The sequence below is a fragment of the Actinomadura decatromicini genome (assembly GCF_008121305.1).
Lineage (GTDB): Bacteria > Actinomycetota > Actinomycetes > Streptosporangiales > Streptosporangiaceae > Spirillospora > Spirillospora syzygii.
This window is the reverse complement of record NZ_VSRQ01000001.1, coordinates 1,131,714-1,157,405: the sequence shown is the minus strand read 5'-3', so window position 1 is coordinate 1,157,405 and position 25,692 is coordinate 1,131,714. Positions and strand designations below refer to the sequence as shown.

Sequence of the window (25,692 nt, the reverse complement as noted above, 5' to 3'; positions counted from 1 at the left end):
ACCCCCATGGACTTCTCCTTCCAGGACCTCTCCGGCACGTTCAGCGTCGCCGACATCGCGATCGCGATGGCCCTGTCGTTCGCCCTCAGCGCGATGATCGGCTGGATCTACCGGGCGACGCACCGGAACGTGTCGTACAGCCAGTCCTACGTCCAGACGCTGGTCGTCCTCGGCATGCTCATCTCCCTGATCATGCTGGTGGTCGGCTCCAACATCGCCCGCGCGTTCGCGCTGGTGGGCGCGCTGTCGGTCGTCCGCTTCCGCAACGCCATCAAGGAGACCCGCGACGTCGGGTTCATCTTCCTCGTGATGGGCGTGGGGATGGCCGTCGGCACCCGCTTCTACACCCTGGCCGTCGTCGCCGCGGTGGCCATCTCCCTGGTCATCATGATCATGCACCGGTTCAACTGGTTCGCGCTGAGCGTCCGGCGGCAGGTGGTCAAGGTCCAGGTTCCGCCGGACGAGGACTACACGCCCGTCATCCAGGACGTCCTCATCCGGCACACCGACGAGTTCGAGCTGGTCAGCATGGAGACCATCAGGGGCGGCGCGCTCGTCGAGCTGATGTACACCGTCAGGATCAAGAAGGGCAGCGAGCCGGCCGACGTCATCGCCGCGCTCCGCGAACGCAACCAGGGCCAGCCCGTCACGGTGCTGACCGGATACGACCAGACCGACCTGTAGGCCCGTGATGAGCGCTCCCACCCGCCGCCTACGGCACCGGATACCGGTACGGCTGCGGCACAACTGGCGCCTCGTCGCCCTCACCCTGGCCTTCCTCGGCCTTTGCTGGGGCGTGTTCGGCAGCGGGTCCATCCACCCGTACGTCACCGGCAGCCGCGCCGACTCTTCCGACCCGGTCACCGTCGACATCCGCGGGAACAAGAACCTGTTCGACGCGTCCGTCCCGCATCAGGTGAAGCTCTCTTTCCGGGACGAGTCGTACAAGGACATGCTCAACGAATACTGGAAGAGCGGTGAGAAGGAATACGTCGAGGCGGACCTGACTGTCGACGGCGTGACGATTCCCAGCGTGGGCATCCGGCTCAAGGGGAATTCCACGCTGGCGGGCTTCACGTGGAAAGGCAAATCGCGCCCGCGCACGGGCGGCGGCCCCGGCGGCTTCCCCGGCGGCGGCAAGCCTCCGGAAGGCATGCCGCCGCCGGGGAACGGCCAGCCTCCGGGCAATGGTCAGCCTCCGGGCGATGGCCGTCCTCCGATGAACGGCCCCGGCGGGTTCGGCGCCGCGCTGAAGGCCGAGCAGCCGGAGGACCTGCCCTGGCTGATCAGCTTCGACGAGTTCGTGGAGGGCCGCCGCTACCAGGGCCGCACGCAGATCGCCGTCCGCCCGGCCGCCATGGGTTCGGCGACCCTGGTGAACGAGGCGCTGGCGATCGCGACGGTCGGCGCCGCCGGCGAACCCACCCAGCGCTACGCCTACAGCTCCTTCTCGGTCAACGGCCGGACGTCGAAACCGCGCCTGATAGTGGAATACCTCGACGAGGGCTACGCCGAAGAACTCGGCGACGGAGTGCTGTACAAATCGCTCGCCACGAGCACCTTCACCTACAAGGGCGAGGACCAGACCAAGTACACCACCGACTACAAGCAGATCAGCAAACTCGGCGCGACCGACCTCCAGCCGGTCATCGACCTGGTGAAATGGGTCGAGAAGGCTTCCGACAAGGAGTTCGCGGCCGGACTCGCCCGCCGGGTGGACGTCGAGTCCTTCGCCCGCTACCTGGCCTTGCAGAACCTGATGACGAACTTCGATGACATGGCCGGCCCGGGCCGTAACTACTACCTGTGGTATGACCGCGCCTCCACCAAGTTCAAGGTCATCACGTGGGACCTCAACTTCGCCTTCAGCGGGGACGCCAAGACCGACCCGAAGAGCACCGTCTCCATGGGTTTCCCGGGCGGGCGGAACCCGACGCGGCAAACCCAGGGCCAGCCTCCGCAGGGTCAGCCTCCGCAGGGACAGGCGCCGCTGGGACCGCCCGGTGGGCCCGGCGGGCCCGGCCAGAACGGAGGACGGCCGGGCGGACCCCGCATGGGCCACGCCCTGAAGGACAGGTTCCTGAAAACCCCCGCCTTCAAGAGGCTCTATATCGAGCAATACCGCGCCCTGAATCAGAAACTGGTGGCGAACGGAGCCCTGTCCAGGCTGCTCGACTCGATCGTCCGGTCGTACAAGGCGAACTCCGGCGCCGACACCGCGCGGATCGAGGCGGAGGCCAAGACCCTCCGCGCGACGCTCAAGACTCGCGCGCAAACCCTGTCCGCCGACGACCAGATCGGCAGGTGATCCTCCTCGCCGCCGGTACCGCTTGGAGAGGTTGCCGGGTCGCGGCGGCATAGGAGAGGTAGGGCGCGGGCTCGGCTTGTCGCTGGAGCGTCCGGTCGCGTTGGTGGGGCGTGTGTTCGCGGCAACCAGCGATGATGAGGCGATCTACGTCATTTGACGCAATCGAAGACGCTGTGTCCTGTCTTAGCGTTCGGGCATCTCCCTACTCAGTCCTGGGAATCGGTCCTTGGCGAAGGAGGAAGCGTCGTGAGCGCAGGTCCGCAGATCAAGAACATCGTGCTGGTGCACGGTGGGTTCGTCGATGGGTCGGGGTGGCAGGGGGTCTACGACCACCTGACCGCTGACGGTTACCGGGTGGCGGTGGTGCAGAACCCCACGCTGTCGCTGGCCGGTGACGTGGCCGCCACCCACCGGGTCCTGGACGGGCTGGACGGCCCGGCCGTGCTGGTCGGCCACTCCTACGGCGGTGTGGTGGTCACCGAGGCGGGCAACCATCCCAACGTGGCGGCGCTGGCCTATATCGCCGCGTTCGCCCCCGACAAGGGCGAGTCGGTCAACACGCTGATCGCCGACCCGCCGCCCGGCGCGCCGGTGCCGCCGATCCTGCCGCCCAAGGACGGGTTCCTGCTCCTGGACCGGGAGAAGTTCCACGCCTCGTTCGCCGCCGACCTGTCCCCGGCGCAGGCGGCGTTCCTGGCCGACTCCCAGGTCCCGTGGGGGGTGGACGCGCTGGGCGGCGCGGTGTCGGAGCCCGCTTGGCGGGCCAAGCGGTCCTGGTATCTGGTCGCCGCCGACGACCGGATGATCCCGCCGCCCGCTCAGCGCGCCATGTCCGAGCGCGCCGGGTCCACCGTCACCGAGACCCCCGGCAGCCACGCGGTCTACGTCTCCAACCCCGCCGTCGTGGCCTCCGTCATCGCCCAGGCCGCCACCAGCGTGAGCTGAACGGCTCCCGACACCAAGACCGTCCCGCCCGGACCCCAACCCCCCTTCGGTGCGGGCGGGGCGTTGCTCCCGTGCCCTTTTTCCGTCTCGTCCTCAAGGAGTTCACGTGGTGCACCGCCGTCTTCTGTTCACTCGCCGCCGGGCGCTGGCCACCGGGTCGGTCGTCGTTGCGGCCGCCCTGCTGGCACCGTCCGGCTCGGCCGTGGCCGCCGACCAGACCCGCCAGCAGGCCAAGCCCACCGTGGTGCTGGTGCACGGCGGGTTCGCCGACGCCTCGGGTTGGAACGGCGTCATCAAGCGGCTGCGCCGCGACGGCTATCCGACCCTGGCCCCGGCCAACCCGCTGCGCGGCCTGCCGGTCGACGCCCCCTACATCGCCAGCGTGCTGAAGTCGGTCAAGGGCCCGATCGTGCTGGTGGGCCACTCCTACGGCGGCGCGGTCATCACCAACGCCGCCGCCGGGAATCCCAACGTCAAGGCACTGGTCTACGTCGCCGCGTTCGCCCCCGACCAGGGCGAGCAGCTCGGTGTCCTGCTGAACAAGTACCCCGGCAGCCTCATCGGGGAGTCCGTTCAGGGCGTGCCCTACCCGCTGCCCGGCGGCAAGACCGGCATCGACCTGTATCTGCCACCCGACAAGTTCCGGGCCGCGTTCGCCGCCGACCTGCCCCGCTCCACCACCGACCTGATGCAGATCACCCAGCGGCCGTTCGCCCAGTCGGCCCTCACCGACACCACCACCGCCGCCGCCTGGCGCACGATCCCCTCGTGGGCGATCGTCGCCACCGCCGACAAGGCGATCCCGCCCGCGCTGGAACGCTTCTTCTACCAGCGCGCCAAGTCCCGCACCATCGAGGTCAAGGGAGCTTCCCACGTCCCGATGATGAGCCACCCCGGCGTCACCACCACCCTTATCGAACAGGCCGCCAACGCCACCGACTGACCGCGCGACCGGCCGCGCGACCGGCCATGATGGCCCTGGCCCGAGCTGTTGCGGCCGCGACGGCTCAGGCCGGGGCTGTCGCCATCTCGACGAGGAGGCGATGATGCTCGACATGACTGACGCTCGTCGGCAGGACGAGGTGGAGCTGGTCCAGGCGGCCCAGGCCGGCGTTGTCGCGGCGGTGAGTCTGCTGCTGGAACGGCACTGGGCGGGCATGCGGGCGGTGGCGTTGAGCATCCTGGGTCCCGGCCCTGATGTGGATGACGTGATGCAGGAGGCGGCGCTGGTCGCGCTGCGCCGCATCACCGACGTCCGGGATCCGCAGGCGGTCGGACCGTGGCTGCGCATGATCGTCCGCAACCGGTGTCGCGGCCTGCTGCGCGAGGCACGACGCCTGGAGCCGGTCGCCGACGTGCCGTTGCCCGGCACCGGCGGCGATCTGTCGGCGGTGCTGGAGCGTCAGGCGCTGGGCGACTGGGTCTGGGAGGCCATCGAGGCTTTGTCCCCCGCCTTGCGGTTGCCGCTGGTGCTGCGCCACTTCACCGACGGTGTCATGGCCTACGAGAGCATCGCCCGGGTCTGCGGCGTGCCGGTGGGGACGGTGCGCAGCCGGTTGAGCCAGGCGCGCGCCAAGCTCGTCGCCGCCCTGGACGCGACGGCCGCCGATGCCCACAGCGACTCCCGGTCGCGGACGGCGGCCGGTTGGGAGGCGGCCCGAGCGACGCTGGCGGCCGCCGAGTCCGGCGAGTTCGGCAAGATCCTTCGGCAGGACTGGTCGCCCGAGGTCGCGTTGTTGAGCGCGGACGTGCCGGTGGGCGGCGCCGCGCTGCTGGTGCGGGCCATGGACGGCGACCTGGAGGCCGGGGTCCGCCAGCGGCCGGTCAACGTCGTCGCGGGACGGTCGGTGGCCGTCTGGGAGATGGACCTGATCAACCCCGCCGACGATCCCGACCACTGTCCACCGTCGGTCGCGTGGATCATGGGCTTGGAGGACGGCCGGGTGGCGCGCCTGCGCCTGTTCCACCCCCGCCCGCTGCCGGCCTCCGCCATCCCGCCCGATCTCCAGGACGTCTGGCCGCAATGACCGCCGCCATGTGACGCAGGTCACATATCACGGATCGAACTTCGTGCCCGCTCCCGCATCCTGCCGGTGTCCTTCACCTCCACGCCTGCGGGAGAACCCCATGACCACGCCCACGACCGCGCCGCTGGCTCCAGGCGTCCACACAGCGCACATCGGCGGTCTGGCCGTGCGCTACCACGTGCACGGCCAAGGCCCCGTCTGCCTGGCACACCCGGGAGGCCCGGGGTTCACCTGGGACTACCTGCGAGCCCCCGCGGTGGAACAACACCTGACCATGGTCTACGTCGAGCCGATCGGCACCGGCGGATCGGGTCGGCTGCCCGGCCACCCGCACGGCTACACCCGGGCCCGCTACTCAGCCGCCCTGGACGGCCTGCTCGACCATCTCGGCTGCGGCCCCGTCCACCTGCTCGGCCATTCCCACGGCGGGTTCGTCGCCCAGCACTACGCCCTGCGCCACCCGGACCGGCTGGCGGGGCTCATCCTCTACGAGAGCGCACCCGCCATCGGCCACGACCACTTCACCGAGGCCGACCGCAACCTGCGCGCCCGCTTCAGCGGGCACCACGACCCGCACAGCGCCGACATCCTGGACGCCTGGACCCGCGTTCCCACGATCAGCGACGACGACGCGTTCACCACGACCGCACGCCGCCTGCTGCCCGCCTACCTCGCCGACCACCCCGCTCGCGCGGCCGAGTTCGACGCTCTGCGGAAGGCGATCACCGGTACCTACATCTCGGGCCTGGACACCGACCTGCGCCCCGAGGTGATCGACGACCGCGACCGCCTCGGCGACCTGACGCTCCCGGTACTCATCGTCGTCGGCGCGCACGACTTCATCTGCGGGCCCCACTGGGCCAACGCCCTGCACACCCTCCTGCCGCACGCCGACCTGGTCACCCTGCGCCACAGCGGGCACTTCGGCCACCTCGAAGAGCCCGACGCCTTCGCCGGCGCCGTGACCGCCTTCGCCCACACCGCCGCGCCGTGACCGCCTCAGGACGGCCACCGCGAAGCAGAAACCTGGACAGGGGTCGTGCGGCAAAGGAAGGTCGGACAATGGGGCTCACCGCGGAACCTGATCACAGCGACTCCGGGCGGCCCGACCTGATCGGACGCCGGTCGGAGATCCACCGGCTTCGGCGGTTCGTCGACCGGGTCCGCCACGGGACCGCAGGCGCGCTACAACTGACAGGCGATCCGGGAGTGGGCAAGACCGCCCTGCTGGAATACGTCGCCGCGCTCGCCACCAGCACCGGAATCACCGTGCTGAGGGCGACCGGATCGCAGTTCGAGGCCGATATCCCCTACGCCGCGCTGCACCAGCTCCTGCACCCGTGCCTGGACGAACTGCCGCACCTGAGCCCCCCACTGGCGGACGCGCTGACCGTCGCCCTGGGACTGAGGCAGGGGCCGCCGCCCACCACGCTCCTGGTCGCCAACGCCGTCCTGGCGCTGCTGCACCACGTCGCCGAACAGCGGCCCCTCCTGCTCCTGGTCGACGACCTGCCCTGGCTTGACCGCACCAGCGCGCTGGCCCTGGGGATGGCCGCCCGCCGCCTGGACGACCGCCCCGTGGCGCTGCTGGCCGCCTGCCGCACGGGCGAACCCAGCTTCTTCGACCACGCCCACCTGCCCATCACCCCCATCGACCCGCTCTCCGACGACGCCGCGGCCGCACTGCTGTCCAGCCGCTACCCCGCCATGACGCCCCGCGTGCGGCGACGGCTGCTGGAGGCCGCGCTGGGCAACCCGCTGGCGCTGCTGGAACTGCCGGTCTCCCTGGGAGAACTCACCCGCACCGGAGCCGGACCCCTGCCCCAGGCGCTGCCCCTCACCCGCCGACTCCAGAACGTGTTCGCCTCCCGCCTCCAAACCCTGCCCGCCCCGGTCCACGACCTGCTGCTGCTGGCGGTCCTGGACGGCACCGGCGACCTGCGCCTCATCCGGGCGATCGCCGCCGACCGCGCCGCCCGCCGCCCCGGCGACCTGGACGGCGACCTGGACGGCGACCTGGGAGGCGAGCACGCGGCGGACGGCCTGTGCCTGGCCGAGCAGACCGGCCTGGTGCGCGCCGACGAGATCAGCGAACGGCTGACCTTCCGTCACCCGCTCATCCGGTCGGCGATCGTGGAGATGTCCACCAGCGAGCAACGCCGCCGCGCCCACGCCGAACTCGCCGACCGGCTCGCCGACCAGCCCGAACGGTACGCCTGGCACCTGGCCGCGGCCACCACCGGACCCGACGAGAAGATCGCCGCGGTCCTCCAGCGGGTCGCCCACACCAACCTGCTGCGCGGCGACTCCCTCGGCGCGGTCACCCAACTGCTGCGCGCCGCCGACCTCAGCCCCACCGGCCACGGCCGCTCCGAACGGCTGGCCGAGGCCGCCTACCTGGGCTCGGTCGTCACCGGCGACCTCCACGAAGCCCCTCACCTCCTGGAACAGGCCCACCTGGCCCACCCCGGCCCCGGCGGCCCGCTACCCACCGCCCTGGCCGACGCCTACCTGCTGCTGAACCGCGACGGCGACATCGACAGCGCCTACCGCCTCCTGACCACCGCCGTCCACCACCTGGACGACCCCCGCGACGGCCACCACAACACCCTGTGGGAAGTCCTCTACACCCTGATCATGATCTGCTTCTTCAGCGGCCGCGCCGACCTGTGGCCGCCCGTCCAGCACCTGGTGGACCAACTCCGGCCCCGGCCGCCGGAGATCCTGGCGATCCTGTCCAGGACCTTCAGCGACCCGGCCCGCCTCACCCCCGGCATGCTCGCCCGCGCCGAGGACTCCGTCGCGAACCTGGGCCACCACAACAGCCCCGCCCGCATCATCCGCACCGGCATCGCCGTCGCCTACCTCGACCGGCTCTCCGGATGCCGCGAACCTCTCCAACGCGCCGTCCAGCACGGCCGCGAGGGCGGCGCGGTCACCTCGGCCATCGAGGCGCTGTTCCTGCTGGCCCAGGACGCCTTCCACACCGGCCGCTGGGACGAGGCCCGCGACCTGGCCGAGGAGGGCCTTCGGCTGTGCGCCACCCACGGCTACGACCTGCTGACCTGGCCGGGCCGCCTCACCATGGGGCTGCTGGCCGCCGCCCGCGGCGACACCCCCGCAGCGACCGGCATCGCCCAGGACATGGAGGCGTGGGCGATGCCCCGCCGCGTCGGGATCCTCGCCACCTACGCCCACCACATCCGCGGCCTCGCCGCCCTGAGCCAGGCCGACTACGACACCGCCTTCCACCACGCCGCCGCCATCAACCCGCCCGGCACCCTGGCCCCCTACGCCCCCCACGCCCTGTGGGTGCTGCACGACCTCATCGAAGCAGCCACCCACACCGGCCGCCGGGACCTGGCCGCCGCCCACATCAAGGCCGCCCGCGACCTCGACCTGGGACGGCTCTCCCCGCGCCTGCGACTGGTCCTGCTCGCCGGATCCACACTCACCGGCCTCGACACCGACCCCACCGACCTGGAGGCCGCGATCAAAGAGCCCGGCAACGACCGCTGGCCCTTCGACCTGGCCCGCATCCAACTCACCTACGGCTCCCACCTGCGCCGCGCCAGGAACACCTCCGACGCCCGCCGCCACCTGACCGCCGCCGCCGACACCTTCCACCGCCTCGGCGCCACCCCCTGGGCCGCCCGCGCCGACCACGAACTACGCGCCACCGGCATCAGCCACACCACCAGCACGACCGGCCTGGCCTCCCTCACTCCGCAACAGCTCCAGATCGCCCGGCTCGCCGCGGCAGGCCACACCAACAAAGAGATCGCCGCCCGCCTGTTCCTGTCACCCCGGACGGTCTCCACCCACCTGTACCAGGCATTCCCCAAACTCGGCATCACCTCCCGAGCCGCCCTCCGCGACGCCCTCACCGACCCACCCCTCCACGAAAACCCAGAACCCGGGGACGAGCGCTGACCGGTGGGGGAATTGCAGCACGCGGACCAGCGCGGACCAGCCTCGCCCGGCTGGTCACCGGTCGTGCTGGGAACTCTCAGAGTCGGCCAAGGGAGTCCAGGGCGTCGCGGAGTGCCGCCCGCGAGGTGATGCCGAGTTTGGGGAAGACCTGGTAGAGGTGGGTGGAGACGGTGCGCGGGGACAGGAAGAGTTTCTCCGCGATCTGCTTGTTGGTCAGTCCCGCTGCGGCCAGGCTGGCGATCTCCCATTGCTGAGGGGTCAGCGCGGTGGGCCCGGATGTCGTGTTCGAACGTCGTGCCGGGCCGCCGCAGGCGCGCAGCTCCTTTGCGGCTCGGTCGGCCCAGGGCACGGCGCCGAGTTGGGTGAAGATCTCCGCGGCGCGCTCCAGGTGCCCCCGGGCCTTGGCTCTGGCGGGAGTCCGGCCGCGTCGCAACCGTTCGCCGTAGCAGAGGTGAAGGCGAGCGCGGTCGAAGGGCCAGCGCTCGGACCCCTCGGTCGACAGGGCGGCCTCGAACAGCGGTTCGGCGTCCTGGGCGCCGCCGGCGAGCAGGGCGTCGGCACCGCGCAACAGGAACGCCAGTCGCGCCGAAGCATGGTCGAGACCCGCGTCTCGGGCGGCGGCGATGTGCTGGAGGGCTTCATCGCGTCGGCCCGAGCGCAGTGCGGCCTCCACCGTGTCCAAGAAGATCCACAGAGCGTTGCGGACGAACGGCGGGAAGGAGCCCGCCGGGGCGATCGTCGTCACGTGCCGGTAGGCCGTCTCGAAGTCTCCCTCACCCAGGGCGACCAGTGCGCGGACATGGGCGGCGTACAGCCGCACGGTGTGGGCGCGCCGCGACCCGGCCCACTGCTCCATCTGATCACAGAGCCTCCGGGCGGCCGTGGCGTCGCCGCGCGCGGCGTGCACGCTGGCCAGCAGGTACTTGGCGGGCCAGGTGCGCAGCGAGTAGTGGTGGACCTCGGCCAGCGTCAGCGCGTCGTCGGCCAGGACCGGCAGCTCGTCCCACCGTCCCGCCCACCACGCCTGATGGCACAGCAGAACCAGGGCCTGGATGGCGGGCAGGACGTTGTCCCCGGCGCGTTGGCCGTAACCGATGCGCCGCAGTGGCTCTTCCAGTGGGCTCAGGCGATCCACATAGGAGGCGGCGATGCCCACCCGCACCACCTGGAGCGGGTTGGCGGTGTTCAGAGCCGCGTCGACGGCGGCGTCCAGACGGGCCCAGTCGGCAGGTCGGGCACGGGCGGGGTCACCGAAGGTGGAACGGGTCACCTTCAAGATCTCCGGGACGGAGGTGAACTGCGCCAGGGCGTCGTCGAATGCCTCCCACAACTCGGCCCGGCCGCCGTAGAAACACACCATGACCAGCGTGGCCAGCGCTTCCAGCAGCGTGGTGTCACCGGGGTCGTAAGGCCGGGGTTGCGCGCCGATCGCGGCGGTGAGCACGCGATGCGCGGTGTCGATGTCGCCGTAGCCGTTGAGCAGGTGGACCGCGGTGGCGACGGCGGCGGGCAGCGAGTCGGCGTCGGGGGAGACCTGACGTGCGGTGTCGAGCAACTGCGGCACGTCGCGAAGGTTCCCGGTCAGGGTGGCTCCCAGGAACGCGGCCTTCGCCAATCGCCGGGCCCGCGCTGCCGCCCGGGGGCTGAGGTCGGCGGCCCGCACCAGGCCCGCCACGGCGCCGGGCCCGTCCCCGCGGGCGGCGCTGCGCCCGGCGGCCTCCTCCAGAAGGGTCGCTACCTCTTCGTCCGGGTCGACGGCGGCTTGGGCCAGATGCCGCACGCGCTGGTCGGGTATCCCAACCGACGCTTCGGCCAGCGCCCGGTGCGCGCCGCGGCGCTGCTCGCTGGTCGACAACTCCACCACCGCCGAGCGCATCAGCGGATGCCGGAACTCCAAGCGCCCGGTGGATTCGTCGATCCGGACCAGACCTCCACGTTCGGCCGGCGCCCAGTGCCTCAGGTCGCCCCGGTCGGCCGCCGCCTGGAGGACCACCCGCAGGTTGCCGCCGCCCTCCAGCGCCGCGACGAGCAGCAGGTACCGCGTCACCGCGGGCAGATGCCGGATCCGGGAGGCGAACGCCGCCAGCAGACGTTGGGTCAGCGGCAGGTGCCGCGGCATGACCTGGGAAGCGGTCCGCTGGGAGTCGGTGAGCGCGGTCGGCAGTTCCAGCAGGGCCAGCGGGTTGCCTTCGGCATCAGCCATCAGACGACGCCGAACCTGCGGCGCCAGCGCAGGGAACCTCTCGATGAGAAGCGCCTCTGACGCCGTCTCGCTGAGCGGACCGACCTCATGGAGCGGCAGCCCGTTGTAGTTGAAGAAGCTCTCCTCCCCGGCGCCCGCCGCCACGAGCATGCCCGCCCCCGTACCGGGCAGCCGCCGGGCCACCTCGGCCAAGACGTCCGCGCTGGCCGCGTCCAGCCACTGTGCGTCGTCCACGACCAACAGCGCGGCCCGACGGTCCCCAAGGCCGACCATCAAGGAGACCACCGCGTCAGCGACCGACTCGTGCCCCCGACCACCATCCCGGCTTGCATTGACCACCGGGGCGGCCGTGGAAACGCCGGTGGCGCTGAGAGCGGCAGCCAGCGCCGGACTGTGCGCGGCCCCGGTCAACGGCGTCGAAGCCAGCAACCGCCGCAGCGCACCGTAACCGGCTTCAGCCCGGTACTGCGTCCCCGCCGCCCGCAGCACACTCATCCCCGCGTCCTTCGCGCTTCGGGCAGCCTGCGTCAACAGCGCGGTCTTCCCGACCCCCGGATCCCCGAGCACAACCAGCGCCCCGCCCACGCTCGACACTTCGGCCAGAAAATCGGCACACCGCGCCAAGTCGAACTCCCGGCCGATCAACGACGCGTCCATCTCCCAAGTCAAGCGTCAGCATGGCCGCGCCACAACGTCTCAAGCGACGGAGAAATCGCGGCCTTGAGCATCGGACGGTAGGAGGCGCGGTGGAACTCGGTGAACGTGGAGGGCGGCGTCTCCCGAGGTGGGACGCGGCCTCGTCCGCGTCCCTGCCCGCCTGCACCACCGGCGATCCTCCGTTGCATCAAGGTCTTGGCCCCTCTCCTGCCCAGGTCCGCGAGCGGCACCGGATGTGAAGAGGAATCCGAACTTTCTTGAGCGCGACGCCCAAAGGCTCCAAAGCCATGGGGCGCCGCTCGAGTACGTCCGGCGGACGAACCACGCCGCGAACAACAAGGCCGCCCCGCCCGCAAGCACCGCCATCGCCATCGACCCGGTCTCGATGTAGGCGGCGATGATCGCCGCGATGATCCCCTGGACCAGGAGCAGCACCGTGCCGCTGTCGGGCGGGCGCGGCGGCTCGGGGGGCTCGCCGGGCAGAGCCGGGCCAAGTTTATCGACGGTCACCAGGACTCCTTCCGCATCTGATGCTCCGCGGCATCGACCCTCTAGGCCTACGGGAAGGGCCTTCCGTAAAGATCCCAGGTCAGCGCGACGTCAGGAACTGAACGCGGAGCCGAGGCGAAAGGTGCGGTCGTGGTCAACAGGGACGAGGGACGCTATGCGGTCACCCGGTCGTCGTGGCGCAGAGCGACGGTCACGGTGGCGATCACGTCCAACTCGTGGCCCAGCTTGACGATCTTGACCGTCTTACCCTCGGCCTCCGTCTCAACTCGCCCAGTCGTCCGCAACCTTCCCCAGGCTCCGGTGAGGGCGTCAGCGGTCGGACGGCGAGTCCGTGCCGGGCGAGCAGTCGCCCCCCGCTCACCGGCGACCGTTCTCCACCCGTGCGGCGTTCAATCCGTCCACTCCCACCAGGCGCACGCGGGGTCGGACGGCTCGACGTCCGCCGCAGGAGTCGCCGCTTCGGCGGATGCGTCCTCATCGGAGGGTGGTTCGGGAGGGCGCGCCGGGTCGGGGGAAGGCTCGGTGCCGGGTTTGGGTGGATTTTCTGGTACCCGCTGGGTACCCAGATGGTCGCCATCGGCGGCATCCGGTGGCACTTGGCCGCCCTCGCCGTCCGGAAGGGCCGGGCCTTCCTCGGGCAGGTCAGCGGGTGTTTCCGCTGGTGATGGTGGGGCGCCCCCTGCAGGATTCGAACCTGCGCACACGGCTCCGGAGGGCGCTTGCCAGCTGACTAGGAACAACCCTGCTGACCTGCAGGTGGATGCTCCTCCGTTGTCATCGCTCACACCACCGTTCCGCGCATGTTCCGGATCACGGTTCTGGCGCGCCGGTGCTGTCACTTCCCCATACCAACGATCACCAGCCACGCCACCGGCCTCCCCTGCGCGCCTCGAACCTCGTTGAAGACCGTTTGCCCGTGATCGCCTGCTCGAACGGGCATGCAACGGGCACGTCGTCGACTACTATCAAGGTGGCTGAATGGTGGCAGGACACAGGAGTATGGACCACTCGAAGTGGGATGGTTCGCGTTGACCTGATTGATCGACTCGGAAGGGTGCCTTCCGCTGATGAGCGACCAGCGGATAACCACCAACCCCGATGAGGCGATCATGAAAGGTATGATCGTCATGTCTGCCCCACCGTCCAGATTCCGCGAGGTAGTCGATCGGTGCGCCGAAATCAGCCAGGTTCTGCGCGAGAGAGCTCTCACAGAGATCATTCTCTGGGCCTTGGCCATTAACGGGTTCCGGGACCTGATCAGTCGGTTCTGACCGCTGCGGGCCTCTAGGACACTGCTTCGCCTATGCATCGCTGCCACGCGGTGTGGGTCTTCGCGGCGAGCTTGGGCGTGCGGCGTAGCCGCTGTTCTTCCCCTACCTTCCTCCCCCCGGCCCCGAGGAGACCTGCACTTAGCGGCGGCCGGGTTCTGTCAAGGGTGGCCGTAGGCCATCACGAAGTGACGCGAAGCGCCCTTGACAGGTTCTGGCCGTCGCCCATCCTCGACAGATCGGGGTCGGGGGGAGCCCCGTGCATTTCCAGCTCAGCTTGCAACGTCCCTGAACCGGCGAAGCCTGATGCGCAGCTCGGCGAACATCTTGGGCGGCGGCGCGTACCCCGTGGCGGCCGGTCAGGGGCCGGGCCGGCGGTGGTGGCGCGATGCGCGGCCCGGCGCGGCCGTCCGGTGACCGGCGCCCACGCCGCACGCTCCGGGCGGCCAGGCGCCGGGCCGCGCAGCGGCCTGAGCGCCGCCGCCCCTTGATCCCAAACAGCCCAATTCGGCAAGATAGTACTTCGGCTTCCACCAGTGCCATCGTGTTCTAGTACTATGGGCACCAGCACAGAATATGGAGATGCGACGTAAAAGTGAGATGATGGGGTAATTAAGAACTCTGTTTAGCATTAAGGCACGCCGCCTTGCCTCTAAATGATTACGTAGGTTTAATAGCTGATTATTCTGCCGTTCCAATTGGGGTAGCTGGATTTGCGATAACGTTTTGGCAGCTTCATAAGACTAAGTCGGCCGCTATTGCTGCAAAGAATGCGGCGAGATCGGCGCAATCAGGAATAGGGAGAAGTAGCCTACTGATTTTGATTCCCCAATTGCAGCGAGTGGAAGAGGAGTTGGAGAAAGCTATTAGAGAGGACTCTCGTGAGCTGGTGATTTCTTGGTTGACGAACTGGCGCTGGCAAGCGGGACAGGTTCGCGGTTTTCTAACCACGCTGAGTCAGGTTGAGGGCAATGCGTCGGGAGATGACGAAGTCTTTCTGACTGCTCTGCAAACTTCGGTGGCTACCGCAGCACAAGCGAAAGCCCTTCTGATAGAAGACTCCGAAGATAGCCTTCCGGCGATAACTAAGTCCGCGCGAGAATCTATAGCAGAAGTCACTAATGAGTTGGGCATGCTGGCTGCAGTTCACGGGATTCATATTGGAGAATGACTGAGATGACTATGGAAGAGCCGTGGGGTAATTCACAGATAGTTCGTATAATTGAAAGACTGTTGAAGCGTACAAAGGCTGGAAGTGTTGAGTGGAATGTGATAGTTCCGCGCAGTGCTGGCCGGAGAGGGCGGGACGGATTTGGCTATTCAACGTCCAGTGCGTCTGTCATAATTGGTTCGGTTGACGGCGATGGACGCCCCCCGTTTTATTTCGAGATCATGGACGATGAAGGTGTTTCCATCGAGCGCTTTTATATGCCTCCGGATCGAAGGAGTGCTCGGGCGCGAGAGGAGATCGATGCTGCCATTCTGAGTGACGAGGATAATGCAGTAAAGCGTCTATATGTATCAATGGAACTGCTCTACAATCTCGCTCGCAGGAATGCCTTGAAGTCTGATCAAGTTCTCGATCAACTAGAACGTGACTTGGAAGATGGATGATACGCCACCGAATCAAGTGGATTTCTGGCGTTAGGCGTGTTTGTTGAGGTGGCGCGATAACGGGGCGTGGAGGCGCTACTTCTTGGATCGGGAGCGGCTCGACTTGATTCGGCCGCGTCGTTGTATATTTCGTAGATGCTAGAGGTCACACCGCTGCGTTGTAGTGGTTCAGTTTGTTCTTCGGATATCGGTTACGGTAGCCTCGGTCGTAGTGCTATGTGTCCTGTGGGGCTCGGTGTTGTCCGAAGAGGGGAATGCGTCCTAGCGGGTGCCAGTCCCAGATGCGTTCGGGGCCGCGTTGGAGAACCAGGCTCACGGCGTCGACGGTGATTTCGCGGGTGGGTAGCTCTCGGCCTAGGGCGCTAATAAGTGGTTCGGCGGGTTGCTCTGCTTCGCTGTAGGCGAGCGTCATGTGCGGGATCCAGTAGCTGGGACCTTCGGTGTGGCCTTCGCGGCCGGTCACTTTGACCGTCGTCGTCTGGACGGCCTTGCGGATCTTGTTAAGGCGGTCTGTGGGATGGACCGCGAGGGAGATTGCCTCGGGGTGATAAAGGATGCGGCTGAGCGTCACCTCGATGGGAGGGAGTTCGGCGAGCAAGCCGGATGCGGTGTCGAGCATCTCCTGTCGCTGCTTACCGGTGATCTCGTCTGTGGAACCGACCATGAGAGTGGTGACATGGAGCCATCGGGGTGGAGTCAGGTGGAGGCCAGGGAAGTTGGAAAGTCGCTTTTGAACGGTCTCGGCGAGGTCTCGTGCTTCCGGTTTGTCGCCTAGGAGGATGTGCCAGTAGATCGTGCCCTGGTCGGGGCCGGGCTCATGGCGGTTCTGCCAACGGTTGATCATTTGTGTGGGCAGAGGACGACTCATGAACCCTCCAGGTCGGGGTCGTCTGTCAGGGCGGCGGCGTTGAAGTCGTGGATCTGTTGCCTGAGCTGGAGGGCTAGGGGGCTGCCTCGGAACCGGGGCTTGCTGAGGCGACGGTCTAGGTCCATGAGGTAGCGGGTGACGGTAGCCAGGCGCATCCCCGGATCAAGTGTCAGCATTTCGGATAGTTGTTCTGCGGTTCCTTCGAGGTCGCCCTTTAGGAGGTGTGCTACTCCAGTGCCGACGCGGATCTGGGCCCAGAGTGCTGGGGCGACCGGGGCGCCTGCGGCCCATGCGTTGTCGGCCATCTTGGCGGCTCGTAGTCCTTCATCGGGATTGCCTGTTCGTGTTGCCACTGACAGTCCGAGGAGGGCTCGGCGTTCGATCGGGAATGACCAGACTGATAGATCGGTCGCGTCGGCGTGAGTGGCCTCGGCGGACTGCTCGGCACGAGTGACTGCCTCGCGTGCTCTGGCCTTGTCTCCGAGGAGGGCGGCGGCGTTCGCCTCGTACCAGGCGAGTTGCGTCTTCATCGGGGAGGGGGAACTTGCTTCGAAGCCTTGTCGGGAGAAGTCCGCGGCTTCGATGAGGTGGTCTTGCCAGCGCGCCGTTTTGGCTTGGGCGTACCAGGCGTACGACTCGTCGGTTCCAGCTTCCTGGGCGAGCGTGAGTGCGGCGGTTGCGTACTGCTCGGCTTGATCGTCCAGGTTGATGTCGCCGAGTATCACGGCTGCGTGGGCTAGTAGATCGGCGTCGATCCGCAGCAGTTCGCGGGAGTGGCGGGGCCGGGGGCGGCTGCCTACCAATAGGCGCTGTGCGCGGCGGTGAAGGCGGAACACCTGCGAGAGCAACCTCTTCGCGGGCACCTGCGTATGGGAGCTGGCGAGGGACGAGGTCGACCGGGCTAGCCCCTCAATGGTCTCTTCGGTTGTGTCGCTCGCGGTCAGCCATCGCGTGAATCGGGAGATATCCGGCGCTTCGGCTGACTCCGTTGCGTCGGTGGGCTGCGTCCTTAGGGCCTTGACCGTGGGTGCGCTCTTGGGCGAACGGGGCGCTAGGCCGAGGGTCATGCGGGCGGTGTCGGGCATGTGGAGGCCGTCGGCGATGCGTTCGAAGACGTCCAGGGTGGTGACTTGGGCGCCGCCCTTTTTCATGGTTTCGCTGACCTTGCCCTGTGACATGCCGCAGGCGATGCCGATGCGGGTTTGGCTGGCTCCGGCGTATCGCTGCACGAGGTGGAAGACGGTGCGGATGTCGCGGGAGGTCAGGGCGTCGGTCATCTGTGGGTGTTCCCACAGGGATGCGGGGATGGTGATCGGGTCTGTGGCCCGTCCCGGCATCAGGGGCTCCCTCCGATGTGGCTGGCCATTGCTGAGCGTATATCCCGTGGCTGGATATCGCCGGTGGATGGGAGGTCGGCGGGGGTTTCGCCGATGGTGGTCGGCATGACGCAGCAGCAGCGAGCAACGGGTGCCGCGGAGTGCCGGTCGTGTGCGGGCCGTGGCTGGAAGTTCGCCCATCTTCGCCGGGCGGTGCTGGTGGGGATGCCGGGTGGTGGCGGGTCGCAGGTGCGGCGGGTGCCGTGCCGGTCCTGCTCGCCGGTGGGTGCGGTGCGGGCGGCGTAACAGGCTGCGGGACCGGTGGGTGTTGCGCGGCTGGGGCTGTGCGGTCGGCTTGCGTCGGCTGACCGTGCCCCAGGGGCTGTGGCGGCCCTGCGGAGGTCGTTGCCCCGCCGGTCCCGCTCTTCTTCTCTTCAATGTCGGGAGTGGTCAACGGTGCGTGAGTCAGTGAAGCCGCGGGTGCTGGACCGTGCATGGCGGTCTTCGGCGTTGGCGCTGGTCGGCGCGTTGGAGGCGCGGGGGCTGGTGGCCGAGGTGTGGGGACATGGCGCGGTGCGGGCTCGCAACCCCGCCGGGAAACCCGACGCCGACTCGCCGGGCCAGGTGATGGCACCCGCGCTGGGGCAGGAGGTGGTGTGCCGTCACCGTGAGGGCGTGTTGTGGTGGTGGTGGGTGTGGCCGGGGCTGACGCGGGAGTGTCCGCCGGACTTGGAGCCGTTGTGTCCGGTGTCTGACCCGGAGTCGGCGGCGGACCGGATCGCGCGGGTGGTCGCTGTGCCGTTCGCCAGCTCGTCGGGTGTGGGTGGGTGATGGGGGTGTCGTGGACGCCTTCGGTGGAGGAGATGGCGCGGCGGCCGGTGGCCGAGCAGATCGAGCGTGAGTTCTCCGGGGTGGTGGCCTGGTATGGGCGTTTCACGCGAGCGTGGTGGGCGGTGGTTCCGGGTCATCGTGTCGTGTGGCTGGTGGAGGCGTCCGATCCGCGCTCGTTGCGTGAGGTCATCATGAACGCGCGGGGCCGGTGACCAGGATGAACGACGCACACAGCGGAAAGGCCGGCAGCGGCGCGGGCTCGGGCGAGCACGGGGAGCACGGGGCGGGGTTTGTGGAGATCGGGCTTGAGTGCCCGGTGTCGTGTCTGGGCGTGCGGACGATCGGTGACCTGGTGCGACTGCTGGCCGAAGCGGGTCGTGCGGCGGGCCTGTACGGCGTGGGCCTCGTGGGTGAGCCGTTGCATGAGCATGAGCGGGTGACGCCCGCCTGCCCGATCGCCTGCATGGGGGTGTCAGAGCGGGTCCTTGCCCCGTTGCGGCGTGAGCTGGGGGAAGCGGCCATGGTGGGGGAAGTGGTGGCGCTGCTGCTGTCGGGGGAGTTGGCCGAGGTGCGGGGCATCGGTCCGCGGCGCGTCGGTGAGGTCCGGACGGCGCTGATCGCGGAGGGCTTCCCGGTCGCGGCCGGGCAGTGGTGAGTTTCATCCCGCAGCCTTGAACCCCCTGGCCCGGCGGGCGGTGGGCCGGTTGCGGTCGTCGGTGTCGCGTGGTGGTTGCCGTGACGTTGGCGCATGGGGGCGCTACAGTGCCGTGAGATGCGCTTATCCGGTCAAGCGTCGCAGTAGTCAGGTGGTCGTCATGTCGAGCTTGGAGTTTGAGCCTCCGAAGTATGTGCGGGTGGTGCTGGAGTTGCGGCGCCGGATCGAGAACGGCGACTACCCGCCCGGCTCGCTGCTGCCTTCGGAGTCACAGCTCGTCCGCGAGTTCGCGGTGGGGCGTACCACGGTGGTGCGGGCGCTGCAGATGCTCCAGCAGGACGGATGGATCACCCGTGAACACGGACGCGGCTCCTTCGTCAAAGGACGCCCCGGCCCGGCCGGAGTACGGGCCAGTCGGCGCGGCCTGGCCTTGCTGGACCGGCCCGAGACACAGCCGGGCGTGACGGTGGTGGATGTCGGCCAGGTCGACGCCCCGGCCGAGGTTGCCGGGCTGCTGGGGCTGGATGGCGGGTCGCGGGTGTTGGCGCGGCGGGCGTTGACGGTCCGCGACGAGATCGCCTCGGACCTGGTGACGTGCTGGTTCCCGCCGGAACTGGTCTACGGGACCGACCTGGATCAGCCGGGGCCGTTGCCGGTGGGCTTGCGGGATCACCTGCGAACGGTCAAGGACCTGCGGGTGGACCACATCTCCGAGCGGCTGACCGCGCGTCTTCCGGTTGGAGATGAGGCGCGGTTGTTGCAGATCAAGAAGTCCGCGCCGGTGCTGGTGATGGTGGCGGGGATGCATGACGCCTCGGACGTGGTGCGGTTCGCGGCCGAGGTGGTCATGCCGGGGTCGTTGCATGAACTGGAGGACGTGTACAGCGTCCCGGACTAGGGGGCGGGGCTCGCGGTGTGACGCACGTCACTCTCCGCCCTGGTTGTTCGGTCGAGTGGGCAAGGTACTCTCTACACACGCACTCGTCCGGACAAGCGGTCGGGTGAACGTTTGGAGGCGATTCACGATGGCAGTACAGGGTCCGTTCAAGGTCGCGTTCGGGGACGTGTTCCCGTTCGGGGCGTTCATCAAGGGCGGCGTCGAACCGGTCCGCGACTTCGACCGGTCGACCCGCGAGAACTTCGTCCAGGCCCGCGACAAGGAGTCCGGCGAACTGGTCTGGGCGGTCGAGGTGCTGGACGCCGACCCGGAGTCCAAGGGCACGTTCAAGGTCAAGCTGACCGCGCCCGTCCAGCCGATCATGCCCGAAGCCCCGGCCGGGTTTCCGTTCGTGCCGGTGGAGTTCGACGGGCTGTCGGTGACGCCGTACGTCAACAGCCAGAACAACCGGCTGGCCTACTCGCTCAAGGCGGCGGCGATGCGCCCCGCCAACCTCAAACCGCAAGGCCGTACGACGGGCAAGGACACGGCCGCCAAGGACGCGGCCTGACCCGAGAAAGGTGGGGCGGCTGGAGCTGGTACCTCCGGCCGCCCCGATCTCTCCCTGTGAACAGCGCAAAGAAGAGGTACACCAATCATGGCATGGGAGTTCCGCAAGCTCGGCCCCGGTGAAAACGTCGCGGTCGAAGCCCAGCGTGACCCGTTCGCAGCCCCGAAGTGGGCGCCGCCGGTGTGGCACATGCCCGAAGGGCTCGTGCTCATCGTCAACCTCGTCCGCACCCTCCTGCGGACAATCGTGTTCCTCGTCCACAACACCGTCCCCGTCTCCGTCCTGGCCGGACTGGCCTGGCTCGGCTACCGGTTCGGCTGGACCGTCCCCGCCCTGCTCCTGGCCCTCGTCGCCGTGGGCCTGGCCGTGTGGGCGGTGGCGGACCGTCCGTCCTTCGTCCGCTGGGTCGCTCGTCCGGCTCGTGCCCGGTGGCGGCTCATCCTGGTGTACCGGCGGGACTGGCAACCCGTCCTGGTCACGGCCGGGCTCACCAAGGTCCACAAGGGGCGCGAATACCTGCCCTCTCTCGTGCGCGTCCGGTGCGGTCCAACCTCGGACCGGGTTCTCGTCCGGATGCTCAAGGGGCAGGCCCCCGACGCATGGGAGCGGGTCTCGGCGAACCTGGCGCATGGGTTCGGGGCGTCGTTGGTGCGGGTGCGCGACGGGGACCGTCCGGGCCGGATCTGGCTGGAGTTCGTCCGCCGTGACGCCCTCGCCGAACCGATTCCCGCCCTCCCCATCCTTGACCCGTCCGACGTCGACCTATCCGCGCTGCCCATTGGACGGCAGGAAGACGGTTCGCCGTGGCGGCTACGGCTGCTGGGAACCCACGTGCTCATCGCGGGCGCGACCGGGGCGGGGAAGGGCTCGGTCATCTGGTCGACCATCCGCGCGGTGCTGCCGCTGATGCTCGGCGGGCTGGTGGAGGTGTGGGCGGTCGACCCCAAACGGATGGAACTCAGCGTTGGGCGGGCGCTGTTCGAGCGGTACGGCCGGTACAGCGATGACCCGCGCGGCGGGATGGTGGCGTTGCTGGAGGACGCGGCGGCGGACATGAACGCACGGGCCGAACGGTTCGCCGGACTCACCCGGAGCTTCACGCCCTCGCATGAGTTCCCGTTCCGGGTGGTCGTGGTGGATGAGCTGGCGTTCCTGACCGCCTACTGCCCTGAGCGTGATCTCCGTAAGCGGGCCGAATCAGCCCTGGCCGTGCTGACCTCGCAAGGCCGGTCGGTGGGGTATTGCGTGATCGGTGCGCAGCAGGACGCGCGCAAAGAGGTCAACAACCTGCGCAACCTGTTCCCCGACCGGATCGCCCTGCGCCTGGACGAAGACGAACAGGTCGACATGGTCCTGGGCGATGGGGCGCGGGACCGGGGCGCGCTGGCCGATCAGATCTCCTCGCTCCCCGAAATCGGTGCGGGGGTCGGGTTCGTCCGGCTGGAGACCTCCCCGGACCCGGTCCGGGTCCGCGCCGCCTACGTCGGCGACGAGGACATTCGCGCCATGGTCGCGCTCGCCCTGCCCGACGTCGACGCCGAGGGGGCCGCGTGAGGCAACCCACCCTCGACGAACCAGCGTCGGACGCCACCTCCAACGAGTCCGCCCCGGACGGTCCCGAACCCGGCCCGGTGGTCAAGACGCTGCCTCCGCTGGCGCGTGGGGTGCTGGAGGCGGTCGCGGTGGAGCACGGCGTGTGCATCCGCCCCGTGCCCATGCGCCGGGTCGACCTGACCACCGGAACCGGCGAGATCGTCTACGTCCCCTGCGGACACACCCTCGCCTCGGTGTGCCCGTCGTGCGCTGAGCGCAAGCGCAAACTCCGCGCCGTGCAGTGCGCCCAGGGCTGGCACCTCACCGAAGAACCGGTCATCACCCGCGCCGACCCGGACGCCGAACAACGCGCGTGGATGGAGTTGCGGGCGCACGCGGCGGCGGCTCGCGACCGTGCTGGCGAAGTCGGTACGGCGGACGGGGAAGGGCCCGAATTCTGGGATGCCGTTGTACGCGACCTTGACCACGAGATCGAACGCACGGGCGTGCGCGGCGGGCTCAAAACCGGTGATGAGGGCAGGGGCCGGCGGACCCGGTCGACCCGACGCAGGCAGGACGCGCCGGACCTTCCGCGCCGTCCGGTCGACTCCCGCACGGTCGGCAAGGTGTTCCGCGGCCGTGACGGTCACACGTTCCGGCCCTCGCTGTTCCTCACCCTGACCCTGGATTCCTACGGGCGGGTGCGCTCGGACGGAACCCCGGTCGACCCGGCAACCTACGACTACGCGCGAGCGGCGCGGGACGCCCTGCACTTCTCCAAACTGGTGGACCGTTTCGTCCAGAACCTACGCCGGTTCGTCGGCTACGACGTCCAATACTTCGCCACCGTCGAACCCCAACGCCGATTGGCTCCCCACCTGCATATGGCCATCCGGGGAACGATCTCCCGCGCCGAACTCCGGCAGGTGGTAGCGGCGACCTACCACCAAGTGTGGTGGCCCTCGACCGACCGTGTCGTGTTCTCCGGGGATCGGCTGCCGGTCTGGGACGACGCGGCCGGGCCTGAGGGCGGCTACCTCGACCCGGCCACCGGTGAAGTCCTGCCCACCTGGGATGAAGCGCTGGATGCCCTCGGCGCGGACGAGGACGCCGAGCCATTGCACGTGGCGCGGTTCGGACGGCAGATCGACGCGCAAGGCGTCCTGACCGACTCCCCGCAATCACGCAAGCTGATCGGCTACCTCACCAAGTACCTGGTCAAAGGCGTCGCCGAATGCCACGCACCCGACACCGACGCGCAGCGGGAGCATGCCGACCGGATGGCCGAAGCCCTGCGCTATGAGCCCTGCTCGCCCACGTGCGCGAACTGGCTGCGCTACGGCGTCCAACCCAAGAACCCCCGCAAGGGCATGGCTCCGGGATTCTGCAAAGGCAAAGCCCACCGACGCGAACACCTCGGCTACGGCGGACGCCGCGTCCTGGTCTCCCGCAAATGGTCCGGCAAGACCCTCGCCGACCACAAAGCCGACCGCAAGGCATGGGTCCTCGCGCGGCTGGCTGAGGCCGGAATACCCGTCGGCAACCCCGCCGACCCGAAAGCCGTGCACATCTGGGAACGCGCCGGACCCGGCGACCCCGACGTGAAACCCACCGATCAACGGCTCCTGCTCCTCATCAACGAACGCATCCAACGGCGCCGCCAGCTCGACGCGGCGACCCAGAACCCGACTTCGGAACTTTCGGCAACTCGGGAGGCAGCGTGAGTAGTGCGGACAAGTCCGCGGCTCTCGACTTGATGACGGTTCCTCAAGTCCTTGCCGCGCTCGGGGGAGTGTCGCGGAGGACGTTCTACCGGTGGCGTGAACTGGGGATCGCCCCGTCCTGCATAAAGCTCCCGAACGGTGAGTTGAGAATCCGCCGGAACGACTTCCATGAATGGCTCGAAGCTCTCAGTGAGGACGCGGCATGAAATCCAACAAAGTCCGATTCTGGGAGACCCGGCCGAACTACTCGACCAAGAACGGCAAGCGTGTGGTGCGCTCGTACACGGTGCGCTGGACGGTCGCCGGTCGTGAGAAGTCGGAGACGTTCGCGGGGAAGGCGCGGGCCGAGCGGTTCCGTTCACGGCTCGTCGCAGCAGCCGAGCGGGAGCCGTTCAACGTCGACTCCGGGCTACCCGACTCCATGGCGCGCGAAGTTTCGGCAGTCACGTGGTACGCCCTGGCCTGCGCTTACATGGACGAGAAGTGGCCGAAGCTCGCAGCCAAGGGGCGCGTCTCGCTCGCTGAGGGCCTCATGGCGGTGACTCCCGTCCTGGTGAAGAACACGCGCGGCATGCCTGACCCGGCCGTGCTCCGGCGGGCGCTTCGCAACTGGGCGTTCAACCCTCCTCGGCGCGACTCCGACAAGCCGGAAGAGATCGCGGCGGCGCTGCGCTGGCTGGAAAAGGCGTCCGCTCCGGTGTCGGCGCTGGAGGAATCCAGACTGATCAGAAAAGCGCTGGACGCCTGCGCAACCAACCTCAACGGCAAGCCGTCCAAACCGGAGTACTACCGGCGTAGGCGACGCGGATTCTACGGCGCGCTGAAATACGCCGTCCGCGAGAAACAGCTTTCGGCAAACCCTCTCGATGGCACCGATGAGCGGGACTGGAAGCCTCCGGAAGTCGTTCACACGGTCGACCGGCGGCGGGTGCCCAACCCCAAGCAAGTCGCCGCGCTCCTGGAGGCTGTCGGCAAGGTCGGCAAGACGCAGGGCCCGCGCCTCGTCGCCGTGTTCGGCTGCATGTACTACGGCATGCTTCGCCCTTCCGAGGCGGTCAACCTCCGCAAAGACGACTGCACGCTGCCCGCATCCGGCTGGGGCCTGCTGGAGGTCGCCGAAGTGAAGTCCGCGGCTGGCAAGCAATGGACGGACAACGGTGACGTCCACGAAACGCGCGGTCTGAAAGGGCGCCCGGTCGACACCGTTCGCCCCGTCCCCATCCCGCCCGAACTCGTGGAGCTGCTCCGCGCCCACCTGGACGAGCACGGCACCGCGCCGGACGGCAGGTTGTTCCGCACCTACAAGGGCGGCGTCTACCAACCCTCGACGCTGTGGCGCGTCCTAGAGGTGGCGCGCGGCAAGGCGCTGACCGCCACCCAGGCCAAGACCCCACTAGCCCGCAAGCCCTACGACTTCCGTCACGCTGGCGTCTCGTGGCGGCTCAACTCGGGCGTCCCGGCCACCCAGGTCGCAGAGTGGGCGGGGCACAGCGTGGAGGTACTGCAACGGATCTACGCTCACTGCCTCGACGGCGAAGACGGGTTGTGGTTCCAACGGATGGATGCGGCGCTACGCCGCTAGGACCAGAGCCCCGGTTCCGCGCCGGGGCTCATTTCTTGGAGGTGACCTGCGCAGATGCCCTCGACGCCGTTCCGCGTATATTCCGGGAACCGCTGCAAACACCGGCTCCCGCTGGCACATGGTTGCATACGCAACAAACCCCGGCGACCAGTGAAGCACCAGGTCAACCGGGGTTTTCGCTGTTCCGGGAATGCGCCCCCTGCAGGATTCGAACCTGCGCACACGGCTCCGGAGGCCGTTGCTCTATCCCCTGAGCTAAGGGGGCCCTTG

22 protein-coding genes and 1 tRNA gene are annotated in these 25,692 nt (G+C 68.7%); 18 read left to right on the top strand and 5 right to left on the bottom strand.

Translation table 11 applies throughout. The annotated features are described in order from the left end of the window. Positions 1–6 precede the first annotated feature (6 nt). The 7 genes from FXF68_RS04660 to FXF68_RS04630 all read left to right on the top strand — a co-directional run bounded on the left by FXF68_RS04660 (position 7) and on the right by FXF68_RS04630 (position 9,213). Positions 7–684: a DUF4956 domain-containing protein gene (locus FXF68_RS04660; protein ID WP_148757619.1), complete on the top strand. Its 678-nt coding sequence runs from the start codon at positions 7–9 to the stop codon at positions 682–684. Positions 685–952: 268 nt separating this feature from the next. Then, entirely contained in the window at positions 953–2,308 is a 1,356-nt protein-coding gene (locus FXF68_RS04655; protein WP_222869795.1) for a CotH kinase family protein, read from the top strand. Between the two features lie 246 nt (positions 2,309–2,554). Continuing rightward, entirely contained in the window at positions 2,555–3,253 is a 699-nt protein-coding gene (locus FXF68_RS04650; RefSeq protein WP_148757617.1) for an alpha/beta fold hydrolase, read from the top strand. A gap of 109 nt (positions 3,254–3,362) precedes the next feature. Beyond that, positions 3,363–4,196 carry an alpha/beta fold hydrolase gene (locus tag FXF68_RS04645; protein ID WP_222869794.1) on the top strand — a complete coding sequence of 278 codons (834 nt, stop codon included), beginning with the start codon at positions 3,363–3,365 and terminating at the stop codon, positions 4,194–4,196. A 100-nt stretch (positions 4,197–4,296) separates the two neighbouring features. Further along, on the top strand, positions 4,297–5,280 hold the full coding sequence (locus tag FXF68_RS04640) for an RNA polymerase sigma factor (RefSeq protein WP_148757616.1): 984 nt from the start codon (positions 4,297–4,299) through the stop codon (positions 5,278–5,280). Positions 5,281–5,380: 100 nt separating this feature from the next. Then, the gene (locus FXF68_RS04635; RefSeq protein ID WP_148757615.1) at positions 5,381–6,274 is read left to right on the top strand and encodes an alpha/beta fold hydrolase; all 894 of its coding nucleotides are present in this window, start codon (positions 5,381–5,383) and stop codon (positions 6,272–6,274) included. Positions 6,275–6,342: 68 nt separating this feature from the next. After that, positions 6,343–9,213, top strand: a complete 2,871-nt coding sequence (locus tag FXF68_RS04630; protein ID WP_148757614.1) for an AAA family ATPase — start codon at positions 6,343–6,345, stop codon at positions 9,211–9,213. 76 nt (positions 9,214–9,289) lie between these two features. On the opposite strand, the gene FXF68_RS04625 is transcribed toward FXF68_RS04630, so the two are convergent. Together FXF68_RS04625 and FXF68_RS44375 are read right to left on the bottom strand one after the other, a co-directional pair. After that, positions 9,290–12,073, bottom strand: coding sequence for a helix-turn-helix transcriptional regulator (locus FXF68_RS04625; RefSeq protein ID WP_148757613.1), 2,784 nt, complete (start codon positions 12,071–12,073; stop codon positions 9,290–9,292). A 662-nt stretch (positions 12,074–12,735) separates the two neighbouring features. Beyond that, positions 12,736–12,867 (bottom strand): hypothetical protein, encoded by a 132-nt coding sequence (locus FXF68_RS44375; RefSeq protein ID WP_281292127.1) that lies wholly within the window; start codon positions 12,865–12,867, stop codon positions 12,736–12,738. Between the two features lie 783 nt (positions 12,868–13,650). Here FXF68_RS44375 and FXF68_RS04620 point away from each other — a divergent pair. The 3 genes from FXF68_RS04620 (at position 13,651) to FXF68_RS04610 (ending at position 15,465) form a co-directional block, all read left to right on the top strand. Beyond that, positions 13,651–13,854 carry a hypothetical protein gene (locus tag FXF68_RS04620; protein WP_148757612.1) on the top strand — a complete coding sequence of 68 codons (204 nt, stop codon included), beginning with the start codon at positions 13,651–13,653 and terminating at the stop codon, positions 13,852–13,854. Positions 13,855–14,692: 838 nt separating this feature from the next. Then, positions 14,693–15,022: a hypothetical protein gene (locus tag FXF68_RS04615; protein WP_148757611.1), complete on the top strand. Its 330-nt coding sequence runs from the start codon at positions 14,693–14,695 to the stop codon at positions 15,020–15,022. Between the two features lie 5 nt (positions 15,023–15,027). Further along, complete coding sequence (locus FXF68_RS04610) at positions 15,028–15,465, top strand: hypothetical protein (RefSeq protein WP_148757610.1); 438 nt, start codon at positions 15,028–15,030, stop codon at positions 15,463–15,465. A 214-nt stretch (positions 15,466–15,679) separates the two neighbouring features. On the opposite strand, the gene FXF68_RS04605 is transcribed toward FXF68_RS04610, so the two are convergent. Continuing rightward, entirely contained in the window at positions 15,680–16,333 is a 654-nt protein-coding gene (locus tag FXF68_RS04605; protein ID WP_148757609.1) for a 2'-5' RNA ligase family protein, read from the bottom strand. Continuing rightward, on the bottom strand, positions 16,330–17,610 hold the full coding sequence (locus FXF68_RS42080) for an NsdA family TPR-like regulatory protein (protein ID WP_187437713.1): 1,281 nt from the start codon (positions 17,608–17,610) through the stop codon (positions 16,330–16,332). The genes FXF68_RS04605 and FXF68_RS42080 overlap by 4 nt, the downstream gene beginning before the upstream one ends. A gap of 893 nt (positions 17,611–18,503) precedes the next feature. Between FXF68_RS42080 and FXF68_RS04595 the strand changes: the two genes are divergently transcribed. The 8 genes from FXF68_RS04595 to FXF68_RS04560 all read left to right on the top strand — a co-directional run bounded on the left by FXF68_RS04595 (position 18,504) and on the right by FXF68_RS04560 (position 25,422). Then, positions 18,504–18,692 (top strand): hypothetical protein, encoded by a 189-nt coding sequence (locus FXF68_RS04595; protein WP_148344747.1) that lies wholly within the window; start codon positions 18,504–18,506, stop codon positions 18,690–18,692. 5 nt (positions 18,693–18,697) lie between these two features. Further along, positions 18,698–19,135: a hypothetical protein gene (locus FXF68_RS04590; protein ID WP_148757608.1), complete on the top strand. Its 438-nt coding sequence runs from the start codon at positions 18,698–18,700 to the stop codon at positions 19,133–19,135. 160 nt (positions 19,136–19,295) lie between these two features. After that, the gene (locus FXF68_RS04585) at positions 19,296–20,033 is read left to right on the top strand and encodes a GntR family transcriptional regulator (RefSeq protein WP_187437712.1); all 738 of its coding nucleotides are present in this window, start codon (positions 19,296–19,298) and stop codon (positions 20,031–20,033) included. Between the two features lie 127 nt (positions 20,034–20,160). Beyond that, positions 20,161–20,583: a plasmid replication, integration and excision activator gene (locus FXF68_RS04580; RefSeq protein WP_148757606.1), complete on the top strand. Its 423-nt coding sequence runs from the start codon at positions 20,161–20,163 to the stop codon at positions 20,581–20,583. An 87-nt stretch (positions 20,584–20,670) separates the two neighbouring features. Then, entirely contained in the window at positions 20,671–22,137 is a 1,467-nt protein-coding gene (locus FXF68_RS04575; RefSeq protein WP_246178306.1) for an FtsK/SpoIIIE domain-containing protein, read from the top strand. Positions 22,138–22,214: 77 nt separating this feature from the next. After that, positions 22,215–23,840 carry a replication initiator gene (locus FXF68_RS04570; protein ID WP_148757605.1) on the top strand — a complete coding sequence of 542 codons (1,626 nt, stop codon included), beginning with the start codon at positions 22,215–22,217 and terminating at the stop codon, positions 23,838–23,840. A gap of 32 nt (positions 23,841–23,872) precedes the next feature. Then, positions 23,873–24,046: a helix-turn-helix transcriptional regulator gene (locus FXF68_RS04565; RefSeq protein WP_148356330.1), complete on the top strand. Its 174-nt coding sequence runs from the start codon at positions 23,873–23,875 to the stop codon at positions 24,044–24,046. Further along, positions 24,043–25,422: a tyrosine-type recombinase/integrase gene (locus FXF68_RS04560; RefSeq protein ID WP_148757604.1), complete on the top strand. Its 1,380-nt coding sequence runs from the start codon at positions 24,043–24,045 to the stop codon at positions 25,420–25,422. The genes FXF68_RS04565 and FXF68_RS04560 overlap by 4 nt, the downstream gene beginning before the upstream one ends. A 193-nt stretch (positions 25,423–25,615) precedes the next feature. Here FXF68_RS04560 and FXF68_RS04555 read toward each other — a convergent pair. Continuing rightward, positions 25,616–25,687 (bottom strand) — tRNA-Arg (locus tag FXF68_RS04555). Positions 25,688–25,692: the final 5 nt, after the last annotated feature.